The organism is Stappia sp. (genome assembly GCF_965276915.1).
In the GTDB taxonomy this organism is placed as follows: domain Bacteria; phylum Pseudomonadota; class Alphaproteobacteria; order Rhizobiales; family Stappiaceae; genus Stappia.
On sequence record NZ_OZ255709.1, the window covers coordinates 140,688 to 157,100 of the forward strand.

The window sequence follows — 16,413 nt, forward strand, 5'->3', positions numbered from 1 at the left end:
CGGTCAGGACGCGCGTACGGCTTTCAGGAGACGCCCCGGCAGGGCGAGAACGCGCCCGTCCAGCACGGCCAGCCCCAGCAGCAGCAGCGCCATGCCGCCCAGTTGCGGCAACGTCAGCACCTCGTCCAGGAAAAGCGCGGCGATCAGGCTCGCACTGAGCGGGATGAGCAGGGTGACCAGGGAAGCATTGGTCGCGCCGGCCTCGCTCAGCAGCCGGAAATAGATGAGATAGGCAAAGGCTGTGCAGACGGTGCCAAGTGCCGCCACCGAGATCCACGCGGCCGGGCCCGTCGCCGCCGGCGACCAGCCCTCTCCCTGCCACGCGAAGGCTTGCCAGATCGCCAGCGGCAGCAGCAGCAGGCTCGAGCCGGTGAGCTGGCCGGCTGCCGAGATCATCACCGGCACGCCCTTGAAGACCCGCGCGAAGGCGGCGGCAAAGGCATAGGAAAGAGCCGCCCCAAGGCACAGCGCCTGCGCCCAGAGCGGCGCACCGGAAAAAGCGGCGAGCGGTCCGAAATCCAGCGCCGGCGCCATCAACAGCGCGACGCCCGCGAACCCGATGACGATCCCGGCGACCCGGTGCGCCCGCAGCACTTCCTGCGAGAACAGCAGCGAGGCCACCAGCACCGTGAAGATCGGCGTCGTCGCGTTGAGGATCGAGGCAAGGCTCGCCGGGATCGCGGTCTGGCCCCAGAAGATCAGCGAAAACGGAATGGCGTTGTTCAGGAGCCCCATCAGCAGGAATGCCCCGAGCATCCCTCGCGACAGGGGAAACGCCTGGCCGGTCACCCGCAGCACGGCCTGCAGCACGCCGGCCGCGATCGCGACCCGCAGGAAGGCCAGCGTCATCGGCGGTATTTCGGCGACGGCGACCTTGGCAAAGGGAAAGGTCGCCCCCCAGATCAGTGACAGGAGGGCAAGCAGCAGCCAGTTCTTCCAGGTCATTCAGGTCTTCCAGCTTGTTCAGGCAAAATCCGGTGTGGCACATCCGGCCTTCCGGGGCAGGCAAGCAAGAGGGCGGCATGACAGCCCGCCCGCCTTCGGTAGCACCGGCCCTTCAGGGTCACCACCCGTTTCGCGACGCCTCCCCCCCCGCACGCAAAGCCAGGTTCTGTTGGTGAGGGGAAAACAATGCTTGTGAGCACCCCCGCGAGCGGTCAGGATCAAGGTCCCGCCGCGCGCTTTCCGACCCTTGGTCCAGATGCCCGACAATCCTGCCCCGCTGACCTCCCGGCCACTGCTCTTCCGCCTCGTACCTCTGCTTGTCGCCGCAGCGCTCCTGCTTGGCGCCAACGGCCTTGCGATGACGGTGATTGCGGTGCGCGGTCGCCTCGCCGGCCTCTCCGACACGATGATCGGCGTCTTCGGCTCCGCCTATTATGCCGGCTTCATCCTGGGCGTGTTGGTGACGCCCCTGCTGATCCGCAGGGTCGGGCATATCCGTGTCTTCTCCGCGCTCGCCGCCCTGAGTGCGATCGCGGTGCTGGGCCTCTTTCTCACCCCGCCGGGCCTTGGCTGGGCCGGGTTGCGCTTCACAAGCGGCATCGCATTCTGCGGCACGGCCATGGTGCTGGAAAGCTGGCTCAACGCGCTTGCCTCCAATGCCGAGCGCGGCCGCATCCTCAGCATCTACCGGATCGTCGATCTCGGCGCGGTGACCGGCGGACAGTTCCTGCTGCCGGCTTTCGGCGCCGGCGGAGCGGCGATTCTCGTCGTCATCGGCATCGTGTTCTGCGCCGCCCTGATCCCCGTTTCGCTTGCCCGGGAAGGCAATCCTCCCGTTTCCGATTCCAGGGGCGTCAACTACCTCGCCATTTGGGCGATCTCGCCGGTCGCCGCCGTCGGCTGCCTGACCATCGGCCTGACCAACGGCGCCTTCCGGACGGTCGGTCCGGTCTACGCGGAAGGGGTCGGCCTCGATGCCGACGGGCTGGCGCTGCTGATCAGCCTGTGGGTCATCGCCGGTGCCATCTTCCAGTATCCGCTCGGCTGGGCCTCGGACCGCACGGACCGGCGCTACGTGCTCATCCTGGCAACCGCGGGCGCCGGCCTCTCCTGCCTGTTCCTGTCCGGCGTCAGTTTCCAGGCCGCGATCTTCCTGGGCGCCTTCCTGTTCGGCGGTTTCGCCCTGCCGCTCTATTCGCTCTCCGCCGCCCATGCCAACGACCATGCCGGCCCCGGCCAGTTTGTCGAGCTTGCCGCCGGCCTGACCATGTTCTTCGCGATCGGCGCCGTCATCGGGCCGCTCCTCGCCTCGGCTGTCATGGACAGGTTCGGCCCCTCCGCCTTCTTCCTCTACACCGGCGGACTGCATCTCGCCTTCGTCGCCTTTGTCGGCGCGCGGCTTTTGGCCCGGGGCGCCGTGCCCGCCGAGCACCGCAAGCGCTTCGTCTGGCTGTTGCGCAACTCGCCGGCGATCCACCGCATGGCCGGAGGACAAAAAGCCGCGCGGCCGGACAAGGACAGGCCTTCGCCGGACTGACCGGCAAGCGTGGCCCGACCGACGGCCAACCGTGAGGCCCTGCAAGCGGCAAACGGTCCGGGCGCTGGTGGAAAGACCGGCTGAGGGCTCGTCAACCCCGCTTCGGACCGCTATAGTCCGCTCGCTTTGCCCCGGTTAGCGAGACCGGGGTTTTTCGTGTGCGCGGCGCAAGGCCGGCACGGGGTTTTGCCGGCACCGCCGGATGCAAGGGAACTTACAGGCATGGCCAATGTCGTCGTCGTCGGATCACAGTGGGGTGACGAGGGAAAAGGCAAGATCGTCGACTGGCTGTCGGAACAGGCAGACGTCGTCGTGCGCTTCCAGGGCGGGCACAATGCCGGTCACACGCTGGTGATCGACGGGGTCAGCTACAAGCTGTCACTGCTGCCCTCCGGCGTGGTGCGCGGCAAGCTCTCGGTGATCGGCAATGGCGTGGTGATCGACCCGCATGCGCTGGTCGCCGAAATCGCCCGTCTTGCCGAGCAGGGCGTGAGCGTATCGCCGGAGACGCTTGCCATCGCCGGAAACGCGACACTCATCCTGTCGCTGCATCGCGAACTCGACGCATTGCGCGAGACGGCCGCGGCCGCCGGCACCAAGATCGGCACCACCAAGCGCGGCATCGGGCCTGCCTATGAGGACAAGGTCGGCCGGCGCGCGATCCGCGTGATGGATCTTGCCAATCTCAAGACCCTGCCGGCGAAGATCGAACGACTGCTGACCCATCACAACGCCCTCCGGCGCGGTCTCGGCGAGCCGGAAATCGAACCCGGTGCGATCTTTTCCGAGCTGGAAAGCGTTTCCGGCCAGGTGCTGCCCTACATGCAGACGGTCTGGTCGCTGCTCGACACGTGCCGGCGCGAGGGCAAGCGCATCCTCTTCGAGGGCGCCCAGGGCACCCTGCTCGATATCGATCACGGCACCTATCCGTTCGTTACCTCGTCCAACACCGTCTCCGGCCAGGCGGCTGCCGGCAGCGGCCTCGGTCCGGGTTCGATCGGCTATGTGCTCGGTATCACCAAGGCCTACACGACCCGGGTCGGCGAAGGCCCCTTCCCGACCGAGCAGGACAACGAGGTCGGCAATTTCCTGGGTACGCGCGGCCACGAATTCGGTACGGTGACGGGACGCAAGCGCCGCTGCGGCTGGTTCGACGCGGTGCTCGTGCGCCAGTCCTGCTGCATCAATGGCATCCATGGCATTGCGCTGACCAAGCTGGACGTGCTTGACGGCCTTGATGAGATCAAGATCTGCGTGGCCTATGAGCTCGACGGCGAGCGGATCGACCACCTGCCGGCCTCGCAAGGGGCCCAGGCGCGGGTCAAACCGATCTACGAAACGCTTCCCGGGTGGAAGGAATCGACGGAAGGTGCGAGAACATGGGCTGACCTTCCCGCGCAGGCGGTAAAATACGTACGCCATGTCGAGGAGTTGATCGGTGCGCCGGTCACGCTGCTCTCGACCTCTCCGGAGCGGGATGACACAATCCTTGTCCAGAATCCTTTTCAGGATTAAGCGTTAGAACGGGGTTCGCGTCCATGCGCGACCCTGTGTGCGGCGATCATGAGTTGATGACATGGCAGATTACTATCCGGTTTTGAAGAAAACCGTTGCTGCGCTCCCGGAAAACACGGGAGCGGCGCGGCGCGAAATATACCAGCGCGCCCGAAAAGCCATTGTCGCGCAGTTGAAAGCCTATGATCCGCCGCTTTCGCCGTCGGAGATCACCAGCGAACAGCTTCGCCTGGAGGAATCGATCCGCAAGGTCGAGGCCGAGGCGGCGCGCGAGACGCTGGGCTTTTCGGCCAGCCAGCAGCCGGTCGCCCCTCCCCGTCCCCAGCCCCGACAGACCGAGGCAGGGGAGCGGACTGCACCGACCGTCGCTGCCGGGGCCAGGGGCGAGCCGAAGCCCGCAATGCGGGAAGTACAGGCACCGACCTCCGCCTCGTCTCCGTCTCCGACCCCGACCAGAAACGCGCCAGCTCCAGAGGCCAAGCAGGCCCCCGCGGCACCGGAAAACCGTGACCTTCTGAAAACCGCCATCGACGACGCCCGCAAGCTCGGCGAGGCCGCCGATCAGGCAACGCGCAGCGCCAGGGGCGCGCTGGACGGCGAGAGCTCCGGCCCGCCCCAGAAGCGCGAACCGACGCTTGGCCGGGACGACGCGCCGGACGATACGCTCAGCGCCCATGGCGGCCGCGATCACGGCCGCCCCCTGCCGCCCATCGACGGATCGATGCGGACCTCCCGCCTGCCGGCGATCCTCGGCGGCGTGGCGCTCCTGATGCTGGTCATCGGCGTCGGTGCCGTCGGCTATTCCCAGCGCGACACCCTGATGGGCCTCTTCGAAGGCGGCGAGGAACCGCAGGTCGCCAGGCCTGCGGACCCCGCGCCGACAAGCACGCCGACACAGGAAGAAACATCGGCCTCGCGCAAGAACAGCGCCCGGCTGCTCGACGGCGGCGAGACCGGAGCCGCTCCGGACGCGCGCAGCGTCACCACGACGCGGATCACGCCGGCCGAACCGCAGACCGACACCGCCGCGCCGCGCGCGCCGGAAGGCACGCCACCACCGGTACGCAGCGTCGAGCCGGCGCCGTCCGCGCCCGCCACACCGCCAGCCGGCGGAGCGGAAGGAACGGAAGAGCCCGAGGAAACGCAAACCGAGACTGCCACGGACGAGACGCCGGCCGATCCGGAGCCCAGCCAGCAGGACCAGGTCGCCTCGGCGACCCCGCAGGCCGGCGCGCCCGGTACGGACAGTGCCGCCGGATCCGACGCGCCGGTGGCGCAGCGCGCCATCCTCTACGAAGAGGGCGCCCAGGCAGGTAGCGCCGGTCAGGCATCCACCGGCCGCGCCGTGTGGAGCGTTTCACAGGAATCCGTCGACGGGCGCACCGAGACGGTGCTGAAGATGCGCATCGAGGTTCCCGAACGCAACATCGCCGCCAACCTCACGCTGAGGCCCAACCGAGACGACACGTTGCCGGCCAGCCACCTCCTCGAGGTGCAGTTCGACCTGCCGCCGAACTTCAGCGGCAGCAGCGTCGCGGAGGTACCCGGCCTCGTCATGAAGACCACGGAGGAAGCCCGCGGCGACGCGCTGATCGGCGCTTCGGTCAAGGTCGCCGATGGCTATTTCTGGGTCGCGCTGTCGAACATTCCCGACGAGCAGGAGCGCAACCTGACGCTGCTGCGCGACCGCGGCTGGATCGACATTCCGATGCTCTACGAGAACGGCAAGCGCGCCATCCTGACGCTGGAAAAGGGCACGCCTGGCGCCCGAGCCGTCGAACAGGCGACAACCGCCTGGCGGGCCGGCTGAACCGGAAGAGCGGGCTGCGCCCGGGTGCGCACTGCATTCCGGAGCACCCGGGGATGTGAACGAAAAAGGGCCGGAGCGGCAGCGCTCCGGCCCTTTTCATATTGCAGCGGCCAACCGCCTGCTGTCAGAAACGCAGCGGCTTTGCCTGCTTCACATGCGGCAGGCCGGTGATGCGCTCAAGCACGGCTGCCGGCACTTCACCGTCAACCTCGACGAGGCAGATCGCGTCCTCGCCCGGTGCGGTGCGGCCAAGATTGAATGTCGCGATGTTGACGCCCGCCTCGCCGAGCAACGTGCCCAGATGGCCGATGAAGCCGGGCTTGTCCTCGTTGGTGACATAAAGCATGTGGGGGCCGAGTTCGGCCTCCATGTTGATGCCCTTCACCTGGATGACGCGCGGCTTGCCGTCGGCGAAGACCGTGCCGGCAACGGAGCGTTCCTGGCGCTCGGTCTTCACCGTCAGCCGGATATAGCTCTCATAGGCACCTGCCTGGCCACGGCGCACCTCCTCCACCGGAATGCCGCGCTCGCGCGCCATGATCGGCGCGGAGACCATGTTCACGGTCTGCAGGAGCGGCTGGAGAATGCCCGTGAGCGCTGCCGCCGTCAGCGCCTTGACGTTCATCTCCGCGACCTCGCCCTCGTATTCCAGCCGGATGCCGGACAGACCCGTTTCCGTCAACTGACCGGCGAAGGAACCGAGCAGTTCGGCAAGCTTGACAAAGGGCGTCAGGCGCGGCGCTTCCTCGGCCGTGATCGAGGGCATGTTGAGCGCGTTCGAAACCGCACCCTTGACCAGGTAGTCGGACATCTGCTCGGCGACCTGCAGGGCGACATTTTCCTGCGCCTCGCTGGTCGAGGCGCCCAGATGCGGAGTGCACACAAGGTTCGGCGCGCCGAACAGGACGTTCTCGGTCGCCGGTTCGTCGACAAAGACGTCGACGCCCGCGCCGCCGACCTTGCCGCTTTCCAGTGCCGCCCGCAGGGCCTCTTCGTCGACCAGCCCGCCGCGCGCGCAATTGATCAGGATGACCCCGTCGCGCATCTTCGCGATCGCCGCCTCGTCGACGATGTTGCGCGTCTTGTCGGTCAAGGGCGTGTGCAGCGAGATGATGTCGGCGCGCGCAAACAGCGTGTCGAGGTCGACCTTCTCGACCCCCAGGTCGATGGCCCGCTCGTCGGACAGGAACGGATCGTAGGCGACAACGCGCATCTTCAACCCGATGGCGCGGTCGGCGACGATCGAGCCGATATTGCCGCAACCGATCAGGCCGAGCGTCTTGGAGGTGATCTCCGCGCCCATGAACTTCGACTTTTCCCACTTGCCGGCCTGGGTCGAGGCATCGGCGCGCGGCACCTGGCGGGCAACCGCGAACATCATCGCGATGGCGTGCTCGGCCGTGGTGATCGAGTTGCCGAACGGCGTGTTCATGACGATCACGCCCTTGGCCGAAGCCGCCGCGATGTCGACATTGTCGACGCCGATGCCGGCGCGGCCGACGACTTTCAGCCGGTCGGCTGCGGCGAGCAGCTTGTCGGTGACCTTGGTCGCCGAGCGGATTGCCAGGCCGTCATACTGGCCGATCGCGGCGAGAAGCTTGTCCTTGTCCTTGCCCAGGTCAGGCAGGTAGTCGACCTCGACGCCGCGCGACTTGAAAATCTCGACGGCCGCAGCCGAAAGCTTGTCGGAAATCAGGACCCTCGGGGCCATTGGCTTGTCTCCCTGACTGATCGCCGCCCGGACATGTCCCGAAAGGGACATGCCGGATTGCGACCGGATCTGTTGCCATGCATTGTCGGAAATGAAAGCGTCGAGCCCGCTCAGGCAGCCTTGCCGAGCGCCTGCAGTTCACGCTCGAACGCCCAGTCGAGCCACGGCAGCAATGCCGTGACGTCGGAGGTCTCGACGGTCGCCCCGCACCAGATGCGGAAACCGCTCGGCGCGTCGCGATAGGCGCCGATGTCGTGGGCGACGCCGGCCTTGTCGAGCGCACCGGCCATTGCCTTGGCAAAGGCAGCCTGCGCGTCGGCCTCAAGACCGGCAACCCTCGGATCGACGATCCGCAGGCAGACGGAGGTGTTGGACCGCGTTGCCGGGTCGCTTGCCAGGAAATCCACCCAGCCGGTGCGTGCCACCCAATCGGCGACCGCACCCGCATTGGCGTCCGCCCGGGCGATCAGTGCCGGGAGTCCGCCAAGATCCCGTGCCCATTTCAGCGCATCGATATAGTCCTCGACGCAGAGCATGGACGGGGTGTTGATGGTCTCGCCCTTGAAGATGCCCTCGATCAGCTTGCCGCCCTTGGTCAGGCGGAAGACTTTCGGCATCGGCCAGGCCGGCGTATGGCTCTCCAGCCGTTCGGCGGCACGCGGGCTGAGAATGAGCATGCCATGTGCCGCCTCGCCGCCCAGCACTTTCTGCCAGGAGAAGGTAACGACATCGAGCTTGTCGAAATCGAGCGGCTGGGCGAAGGCGGCCGAGGTGGCGTCGCAGATGGTCAAGCCCTCGCGGTCCGCCGCAATCCACTCCGCATCCGGCACCCGTACACCCGAGGTGGTGCCGTTCCAGGTGAAGATCACGTCACGGGAAAAATCCGGTGTCGAAAGATCGACGATCTCGCCGTAACCGGCCTCCAGGACACGCACGTCCTTGAGGCGGAGCTGCTTGACGACATCCGTAACCCAGCCCGAACCGAAGCTCTCCCACGCCAGGACGTCGACGCCGCGGGCTCCCAGAAGCGACCACATGGCCATTTCCATGGCGCCCGTGTCGGACGCCGGAACAATGCCGATGCGATAGTCGTCGGGAACCTGCAGGATCTGGCGGGTAAGGTCGATGGCCTCGGCAAGCTTCGCCTTGCCGGGTTTGGCCCGGTGCGAGCGGCCGAGCGGCGCGTCGGACAGCGCTTCGGCAGACCAGCCGGGGCGTTTGGCGCAGGGACCTGAGGAAAAACGGGGATTCTCCGGCCGCACGGCCGGTTCGATATGCAGTGTCATGAACTATCCTTCCAGATAGGTGCCCCTCGTTGGGGAGGGGTGTCCCACGGACGGAGATAGCCGAAGTGACACGGGCCTGCAAGCGGTGAAAAAGACGGAGGCAGCGGCAGGCAGGTCCGGTTCGGGCGCACGGAATGGCCGGTCCGGGAGACGCATGCCGGGCCGCGCATAACACCGCGCCTGTCTTTTCCCTTTGATTGCAAAGGCGAAACAAAAACGGGGAACCGGGTTTGCACCCGGTCCCCCTGGATATGGCGTTCCTGGCGGGAACGTGTCGCGAAACGGGTCCCGCCGTGCCGCGCCGCCGGCGGGCCGGCGGCCGCAGGCCGGGATCAGTAACGCGTGATGATCGGCTCTTCGATGAAGGAAGGGCCGGAATTGAACGTGTAGCGCATGCCGACGCGGAACTCGTGAGCGGCAAGATCCTCGTAGCGGATCTTGTAGGACGGGTTGCCGCCGCCCGTCGAGAAGCTCTTGGAGTAGGCATTGCCAATGTTCAGGTAGCGGTAGCCCGCATCGATCGACCAGTTCGGGGTGACCGCGTAGGAACCGCCGGCCATCAGCGCCCAGGAGAAGTTCCAGGTGCTGTCGCCCGGATAGGTGCCGGAGACACCGTTCGGGTTGGCGAACTTGATGTTGCTGGTCGTCACGTAGGACGTGCCGACGCCGGCGCCGACATAGGGCGTGAAACCGCCCCAGGTGCCGATGTCGATATAGCCGTTGACCAGAAGGGTCAGCACGTCGATATCGGCCGTCTCCGTGGAAAACCCGCCAAGGCCGGGTCCGCCGCAAGGGGCGGGACAGGGCGCGTAGCCCTTGACACGTGCCGGGAATTCATAGTCCAGCGTCAGGTCGCCGCGCAGGTAGTCGCTGAACTTGTAGCCGACGCCGACACCGACCATGCCGGTGTTGTTCAGCTTCTCGTTGGAAAAGGCCGTCGGGCCGTAGGCGACGCTCGGTGACTGGTACACCTTGTAGCCGATGTCGCCGCGCAAATACCAGCCGCCCGTAACAACCGGCACCTGCGGAACGTGCTCGATCACGGGGATCGGCATGTCTGCTGCATGGACGGCTGACGAGACGATCATCGCGACGCCAGCCAGGCAAAGTTTCTTGATATGGCTGCTCATGTCTCGGTCCTCGTTGAATGCGTCCGAACACTCTTTTCCTGCCGGCCGCGCACGTGAAACACGAGAGTAGATTTGCTGAAAATGCTTAAGACGGGCTTAACCGTAATATTTAACCGTGATTTTTTACCTTAACAAAGAGTAAATCACCCTCCTTGCTTTGGCAGTTGGCAACAACTGTCCACCGTTCTTTGGAAATCGTTAACCATGAGGGTGAGGTCGGGCACGCCGAACCTCTCCGGGAGGGTCCGTGTGCCCGCGCGCTTCCCGCCCGGATCGCCTGCTCAGGCGGCCGCGTGGGCAACCGCATCGGCGATCCGGTCGACGACACCGGCCAGCACATCCTGGTTGTCGGCCTCGCCCATCACGCGGATCAACGGTTCGGTGCCGGAGGCACGTATGAGCAGGCGCCCGGAATTGCCGAGCGTCTTGCGACCTTCTTCTATGGCCGCCTGCACGGACGGATTGTCCAGCGGGGTGGCGCCGGCATAGCGCACGTTCTTGAGGATCTGGGGAACGGGATCGAAGCGTCGGCAGACTTCGGAGACCGGCCGGCCGAGTTTCGACACGCAGGCCAGAACCTGCAGCGCGGCAACGAGGCCGTCGCCGGTCGTCGCGAAATCGGACAGGACGATATGGCCGGACTGCTCGCCGCCGACATTGTAGCCGTGCTGGCGCATGTGCTCGACCACGTAGCGATCGCCGACCTTGGTGCGGGCCAGCGTCAGGCCGAGGCCGCCCAGGTAGCGTTCCAGGCCGAGATTGGACATCACCGTCGCGACGATGCCGGAGGCGGCCAGGCGACCATCCTCCAGCCACGACTGGGCCACAACCGCCATCAGCTGGTCGCCGTCGACGACCCTTCCGTTCTCGTCGACGATGATCACCCGGTCGGCATCGCCGTCGAGCGCGATGCCGATATCGGCGCGCACCTCATGCACCTTCTGGCACAGGGCTTCCGTATCGGTGGAGCCGCATTTGAGGTTGATATTGTAGCCGTCCGGATCCACGCCGATGGCGATCACTTCCGCGCCCAGTTCCCACAACACTTCGGGCGCCACCTTGTAGGCGGCGCCATTGGCGCAATCGACGACGATCCTCAGACCCGCCAGGCTCATCTCGCGCGGCAACGTGCGCTTGGCGAATTCCACGTAGCGGTCGCGCATGCCGTCGATGCGCTTGGCGCGGCCGAGGTCGGACGGCGCGGCGAGCTGTCGCGACAGGTCCTGGTCGATCAGCGCCTCGATTTCCTTCTCCACCCCGTCCGACAGCTTGTAGCCGTCCGGGCCAAAGAACTTGATGCCGTTGTCGTGATAGGGATTGTGCGAGGCGGAGATCATCACGCCGAGATCGGCACGCACCGAGCGCGTCAGCATCGCGACCGCAGGGGTGGGCATCGGACCGAGCAGCAGCACATCGAGACCAACGGCGGTGAAGCCGGCAACCAGCGCGTTCTCGATCATGTAACCGGAGAGCCGTGTGTCCTTGCCGATCACCACCCGGTGGCGGTGCGAACCGTTGCGGAAACAAAGCCCCGCAGCCATGCCCACCTTGAGCGCGATTTCCGGCGTCATCGGTGCGCGATTGGCCGTGCCGCGAATGCCGTCGGTTCCGAAATACTTGCGTGTCATGTCGACCCTGTCGTTTCCCGTGGCTCCGGATGCCTCAGCGCTCACAAGCGCTTGCTGGCATTCCGGTCCGCCCTTCGCGCTCGCGCGCGATGCCGGACGAACCGCCGGCTCCTGTCTCCACGCGCGCCACGTCTGCCGGCATCACGCGGACCCTCCATGTATCACCATGCTCGCATGAAGAGGTTCAAAATTTGTTTTCGTTCGTAACAGTCCGCACAACGCAAACGCCCGGCAGAAAGCCTGCCGGGCGTTGTCGCGATCATCGCTCGCTGCGGGCTTGTCAGCCTTGCGGCTGGGGCTCCATGCCGCCGGTCGGGGCATCGCCCTCGTCGCGGCGCTTGGCGCCGGTCTTGGGCACGGCCGAGGCCCGCGCCGTCGGCTGGTCGTCATCGGTGTCGCGCACCGGCGGCTTGCCATCGAGCAGGTCCTTGATCTCGTCGCCGGACAGCGTCTCGTATTCAAGCAGGCCGTTGGCGATGACATGGAGCTGCTGCTCGTGCTCGGTGAGCACCCGCTTGGCCGTTTCATAGCCGGTGTTGACGAAGGCCTTGATCTCGGTATCGACGATGCGCTGCGTATCCTCCGACACATGCTGGTTCTTGGCGACCGAATGGCCGAGGAACACCTCTTCCTGGTTCTCTCCATAGAGCAGCGGGCCGAGCTTGTCGGACATGCCGAACTGGGTCGCCATCGCCCGCGCCAGCTTGGTAGCCATCTGGATGTCGCCCGACGCGCCCGATGTCACCTTCTCGTAGCCGAAGATCATCTCCTCGGCGACGCGCCCGCCCATGGCAACGGCGAGATCCGCCTTGCACTTGGCCCGGGTGAGCGACACCTGGTCCTTTTCCGGCAGGCGCATGACCATGCCGAGCGCCCGTCCACGCGGAATGATGGTCGCCTTGTGGATCGGGTCGGAAGCCGGCATGTGCAACGCGACCAGCGCATGGCCGGCCTCGTGATAGGCGGTGAGCTTCTTCTCTTCCTCGGTCATCACCAGGGTGCGACGCTCCGCGCCCATCATGACCTTGTCCTTGGCGTCCTCGAATTCGGCCATGGTGACGAGACGCTTGCCGCGCCGGGCGGCCAGCAGCGCCGCCTCGTTGACGAGGTTCATCAGGTCGGCGCCCGAGAAACCGGGCGTGCCGCGCGCCAGCGTGCGCACATTTACGTCCGGTGCCAGCGGCACCTTGCGCATATGCACCTTGAGGATCTTCTCGCGGCCCGTGACGTCCGGGTTCGGCACGACAATCTGGCGGTCGAAACGGCCCGGGCGCAGCAGGGCCGGATCAAGCACGTCCGGACGGTTGGTCGCGGCGATGATGATGACGCCCTCGTTCGGCTCGAAGCCGTCCATCTCCACCAGGAGCTGGTTCAGCGTCTGCTCGCGCTCGTCATTGCCACCGCCAAGGCCGGCGCCACGATGACGGCCGACCGCGTCGATCTCGTCGATGAAGATGATGCAGGGCGCGTTCTTCTTCGCCTGCTCGAACATGTCGCGCACGCGGCTGGCACCGACGCCGACGAACATCTCGACGAAATCGGAACCGGAGATGGTGAAGAAGGGCACGTTCGCCTCGCCGGCGACGGCTCGCGCGGTCAGCGTCTTGCCGGTACCCGGAGGGCCGACCAAGAGCACGCCGCGCGGAATGCGGCCGCCCAGGCGCTGGAACTTCTGCGGATCGCGCAGGAACTCGACGATCTCCTGCAGGTCCTCCTTGGCCTCGTCGATGCCGGCGACGTCCTCGAAGGTGACGCGGCCATGCGCCTCGGTCAGCAGCTTCGCCTTGGACTTGCCGAAGCCCATTGCCTTGCCGCCGGCCCCGCCCTGCATCTGGCGCATCACGAAGATCCAGATGCCGAGAATGATCAGCATCGGGAACCACGAGATCAGCGCGCCGATCAACGAGAAGCTCTCCTGCGGCGGTCGCGCGGTGATGCTGACCCCCTTGGAGCGCAGGATCTCGATATATTCTCCGGCGGTTTCGGGTGCGTAGGACTGGAACGTGCCGCCGCTGTTGTACTTGCCGAGGACCTGCTGACCCTGAATGGTCACTTCCCTGACATCCCCCTGCTCCGCCTGGTTCAGGAACTGGGAAAAGGGAATGGTGTTCGGCTCGGCCCGCTGGCCAGGGTTCTGGAACAGCTGGAAAAGAGCGATCAGCAGCAGACCGATGATCACCCAGAGGGCGAAATTGCGAAAATTGGCGTTCATTAGCGGTTCCTTCGCCCCGCCGGTTCGGCGGTTTGCGCTGGGGACATGATCTCTATAGCCAAGATAGGTCCCGCAAGGGGGACTGCCAAGGCGGCGAAGAAGATTCGCATGAAACAGGTCTCATTTTTCTTAAATTTCATCACGATCGAAGGGATTTGAGACAAGTTCCCGCCGCCACAGGCTTTCCTCGCCCGTCAATCTGGCGAGCCGGACGCCCGGCGGCGGCGATCCGGCCAGTCCGGGACAATAGGCCGCATCGTCGCGAAGGCGCAGAAGCGGTGCCGCATTGAATGCGGCGACCGGCCAGTCGGCGATGGCCGAGCGCGGGAACGGCGAGGCCGCCAGGGGCCCCAATGCGGCGACCTCGCCGGAGACCCCGACGGGCAGGACCAGTTCGAAACGGCGGTCGAAGACATAGCGTCCCGGGCCGCGTGCCGCGAGCGGCGCGATCCCCCCGCGTCCGCTCTCCCGCCAGAAGAACAGCGTCTCCCCGCGGCGGCGTGCGACGACCCCGGCAAGCGTCGACTGCACGGAAGGCCCGCCGGCAAGCCGCCCGGCCAGCCGCTCCAGCCGCTCCAGCCGCGGCGGATAGGCCTCGCCCCCGGTCATCTGCAACAGCCGCGCCAGCAGCCGCAGCAGGACTTCCCGCGGCAGGCGGGCGAGGTCCGCAACGGCAACACGCACCGGCCCGGCCGGATGAAACGCGGCGTGCCGGACAAGCGTCTGCTCGACAAGCTCGTCGAGCGCGGCGGCGGCGCGCGCCAGGCGCCCCGCGGTCCGCCCGAGCGTCTCCGCGTCGAGCCCCTCTCCCGCAAGCTGAGGCATCAGTCCACGCATCCGGGTCCGCGTGTAGGCGACATCGTCATTGGAAGGGTCCTCGCACCAGGACACGCCCGCCGCCCGGCAGGTCGCCACCAGTCGCTCCTTGGCAAAGGCGAGCAGCGGCCGCAGGACAGGCAGCGGCAGCCCCCCCTCGCCGTCCTGCCAGACCGCGATCCCGTCCATGGCCGCAAGACCATAGACGCCGCTTCCCCGCGCCAGGCGGATCAGGAAGGTTTCCGCCTGATCATCGAGATGATGGGCCAGCACCAGGGCCTCGGCACCAAGCTCGCGGGCAGCGGTGACAAGCAGCGCCTGCCGCGCGGCCCGCGCCCCGGCCTGGCGGTTGGAGGCGGGCTTGGGTCCCGACCAGGCAAGGATCCGGCAGGGCAGACCCAGCCGACCCGCAAGCGCTGCGACACCGCGCGCCTCGGCGGCGGATTCGCGGCGCAACTCGTGATCGACGGTCAGAATGTGAATTTCGGGTCCGTCCGGCCTGCGCGCGCGCCATGAGGCGACCAGCAGCAGCAAGGCGGTGGAGTCGGCGCCGCCCGAAACGGCGAGCGCGATACAGGAATGCCGGAGCAGCGGAGCGAACGCGGCGTCGGCCTCGTCGTCACCGACCGGCCGGCCGCGATCAGGCGCAGCCACCGCTCTGCTGCTGGGCCTGGGCTTCGGCGCGAATCGGGGTCGGCGCACCGGGATACTTGGCCAGGAGTTCGCTGAAAGTCGCGCAAGCCGCATCATTCTGGCCGATGCCCTTGAGCGAAAGCCCGAGCTTGAGCAGGCTGTCGGTCACCTTGTTGCTGTCGGGATAGTCGGTATAGCTCTTCAGGAAGGCATCCGCCGCGTCGCGATACTGCTTGCGCGCGAAATGGCTCTCGCCGAGCCAGAACTGGGCATTGGCCGCCAGCGGGTCGTTGGGATGGGAGGCGAGGAACCGGGTGAAGCCGGCCTCGGCCCCCGCATAGTCGCCCGACAGCACCATCGCATAGGCAGCGTCATAGTCGCCGCGCGGCGAGGAGACACCGGAAAGCGACGCCGCATCGAGCGTTCCGCTCGGCGCGTTCGAAGGCTCGGCCCCCGGCAGCCCGGCATTGCCGATGTCGCCGGGAACGGCAGGGTCGCCGCCACCGGAAAACCCGCCGGACTGGCCGCGCGCCAGCGCCGACAGGTCGAGCGGGCCGGTGCCCGCCCCCTGATCCTGGCCCTGCCCCTGGCCATACCCGCCCGAGGCGGCGAATTCCGCATCGCCGCTGCCGGCATCCGCCGGCAGCTGTCCCAGTGTTCCGTTCACGGTTCCGCTCGCCGGGCCGTAGCTCTCGGCCCCGCCTGTGCCCGGCCCCGAACCGGCGACGGCGTTGCCGCCGCCGCTGCCGGCATCCGAACGCTTGCCGCCGCTCTGCTCAAGCTGCTGCAGGCGGTATTCGTTGTCTTCCTGCATCCGGCGGATCGTGTCCTGCAGCTGACGGATCTGGAAATTGAGCTGCTCGACCTGGCCGGTCAGATTGCGCATCTGATCCTCGACCTGATTGAGCCGCACCACCGCCTCGCTGTCATCGCGCGAACCGAAGAGCTGCGCCGATGCCGGCGCGGGGATGAGCGAAATGGCGAACATGACCGCCACCGCGCAAAGGAAACTTCTCGAGATCATGGATTTCAATCGCTTCATACCTGTCCTCCGCCGTCGCAGCCGCGGCGGGTGCCGCAGGGCTGCCCGTGCGAACGCAATAGCACAGGGCGCCGGGACTTCGGCCAAACTTTGGCGCCGGGCCGCCTCTCCTGCCATTTGGAGGGACAAATGCCGCCCCGGACGGGAA

The 16,413-nt window shown here is 66.7% G+C and carries 11 protein-coding genes; 3 read left to right on the forward strand and 8 right to left on the reverse strand.

Features of this window, described 5'->3' with window-relative positions:
• Nucleotides 1–3 precede the first annotated feature (3 nt).
• Nucleotides 4–945 carry a DMT family transporter gene (locus ACQY46_RS00635; RefSeq protein WP_428698400.1) on the reverse strand — a complete coding sequence of 314 codons (942 nt, stop codon included), beginning with the start codon at nt 943–945 and terminating at the stop codon, nt 4–6.
• A gap of 256 nt (nt 946–1,201) precedes the next feature.
• On the opposite strand from ACQY46_RS00635, the gene ACQY46_RS00640 reads away from it, so the two are divergent.
• From ACQY46_RS00640 to ACQY46_RS00650, 3 genes are all read left to right on the forward strand, one after another.
• Nucleotides 1,202–2,482: an MFS transporter gene (locus ACQY46_RS00640; RefSeq protein ID WP_428698401.1), complete on the forward strand. Its 1,281-nt coding sequence runs from the start codon at nt 1,202–1,204 to the stop codon at nt 2,480–2,482.
• Between the two features lie 222 nt (nt 2,483–2,704).
• Nucleotides 2,705–3,997, forward strand: coding sequence for an adenylosuccinate synthase (locus tag ACQY46_RS00645; protein ID WP_428698402.1), 1,293 nt, complete (start codon nt 2,705–2,707; stop codon nt 3,995–3,997).
• Between the two features lie 61 nt (nt 3,998–4,058).
• A complete protein-coding gene (locus tag ACQY46_RS00650; RefSeq protein ID WP_428698403.1) occupies nt 4,059–5,807 on the forward strand; it encodes a hypothetical protein in 1,749 nt (582 codons plus the stop codon).
• Between the two features lie 124 nt (nt 5,808–5,931).
• Here ACQY46_RS00650 and serA read toward each other — a convergent pair whose 3' ends face one another.
• The 7 genes from serA to ybgF all read right to left on the reverse strand — a co-directional run bounded on the left by serA (nt 5,932) and on the right by ybgF (nt 16,247).
• Nucleotides 5,932–7,518 (reverse strand): phosphoglycerate dehydrogenase, encoded by a 1,587-nt coding sequence (gene serA, locus ACQY46_RS00655; protein ID WP_428698404.1) that lies wholly within the window; start codon nt 7,516–7,518, stop codon nt 5,932–5,934.
• Between the two features lie 110 nt (nt 7,519–7,628).
• Entirely contained in the window at nt 7,629–8,804 is a 1,176-nt protein-coding gene (locus tag ACQY46_RS00660) for a phosphoserine transaminase (protein WP_428698405.1), read from the reverse strand.
• 332 nt (nt 8,805–9,136) lie between these two features.
• Nucleotides 9,137–9,934, reverse strand: coding sequence for an outer membrane protein (locus tag ACQY46_RS00665; RefSeq protein WP_306029081.1), 798 nt, complete (start codon nt 9,932–9,934; stop codon nt 9,137–9,139).
• Between the two features lie 281 nt (nt 9,935–10,215).
• Entirely contained in the window at nt 10,216–11,562 is a 1,347-nt protein-coding gene (gene glmM / locus ACQY46_RS00670; RefSeq protein ID WP_428698406.1) for a phosphoglucosamine mutase, read from the reverse strand.
• A gap of 280 nt (nt 11,563–11,842) precedes the next feature.
• The gene (gene ftsH / locus ACQY46_RS00675) at nt 11,843–13,774 is read right to left on the reverse strand and encodes an ATP-dependent zinc metalloprotease FtsH (protein WP_428698407.1); all 1,932 of its coding nucleotides are present in this window, start codon (nt 13,772–13,774) and stop codon (nt 11,843–11,845) included.
• A gap of 129 nt (nt 13,775–13,903) precedes the next feature.
• The gene (gene tilS / locus ACQY46_RS00680; protein ID WP_428698408.1) at nt 13,904–15,244 is read right to left on the reverse strand and encodes a tRNA lysidine(34) synthetase TilS; all 1,341 of its coding nucleotides are present in this window, start codon (nt 15,242–15,244) and stop codon (nt 13,904–13,906) included.
• Nucleotides 15,231–16,247, reverse strand: a complete 1,017-nt coding sequence (gene ybgF / locus ACQY46_RS00685) for a tol-pal system protein YbgF (RefSeq protein ID WP_428698409.1) — start codon at nt 16,245–16,247, stop codon at nt 15,231–15,233. The genes tilS and ybgF overlap by 14 nt, the downstream gene beginning before the upstream one ends.
• Nucleotides 16,248–16,413 lie beyond the last annotated feature (166 nt).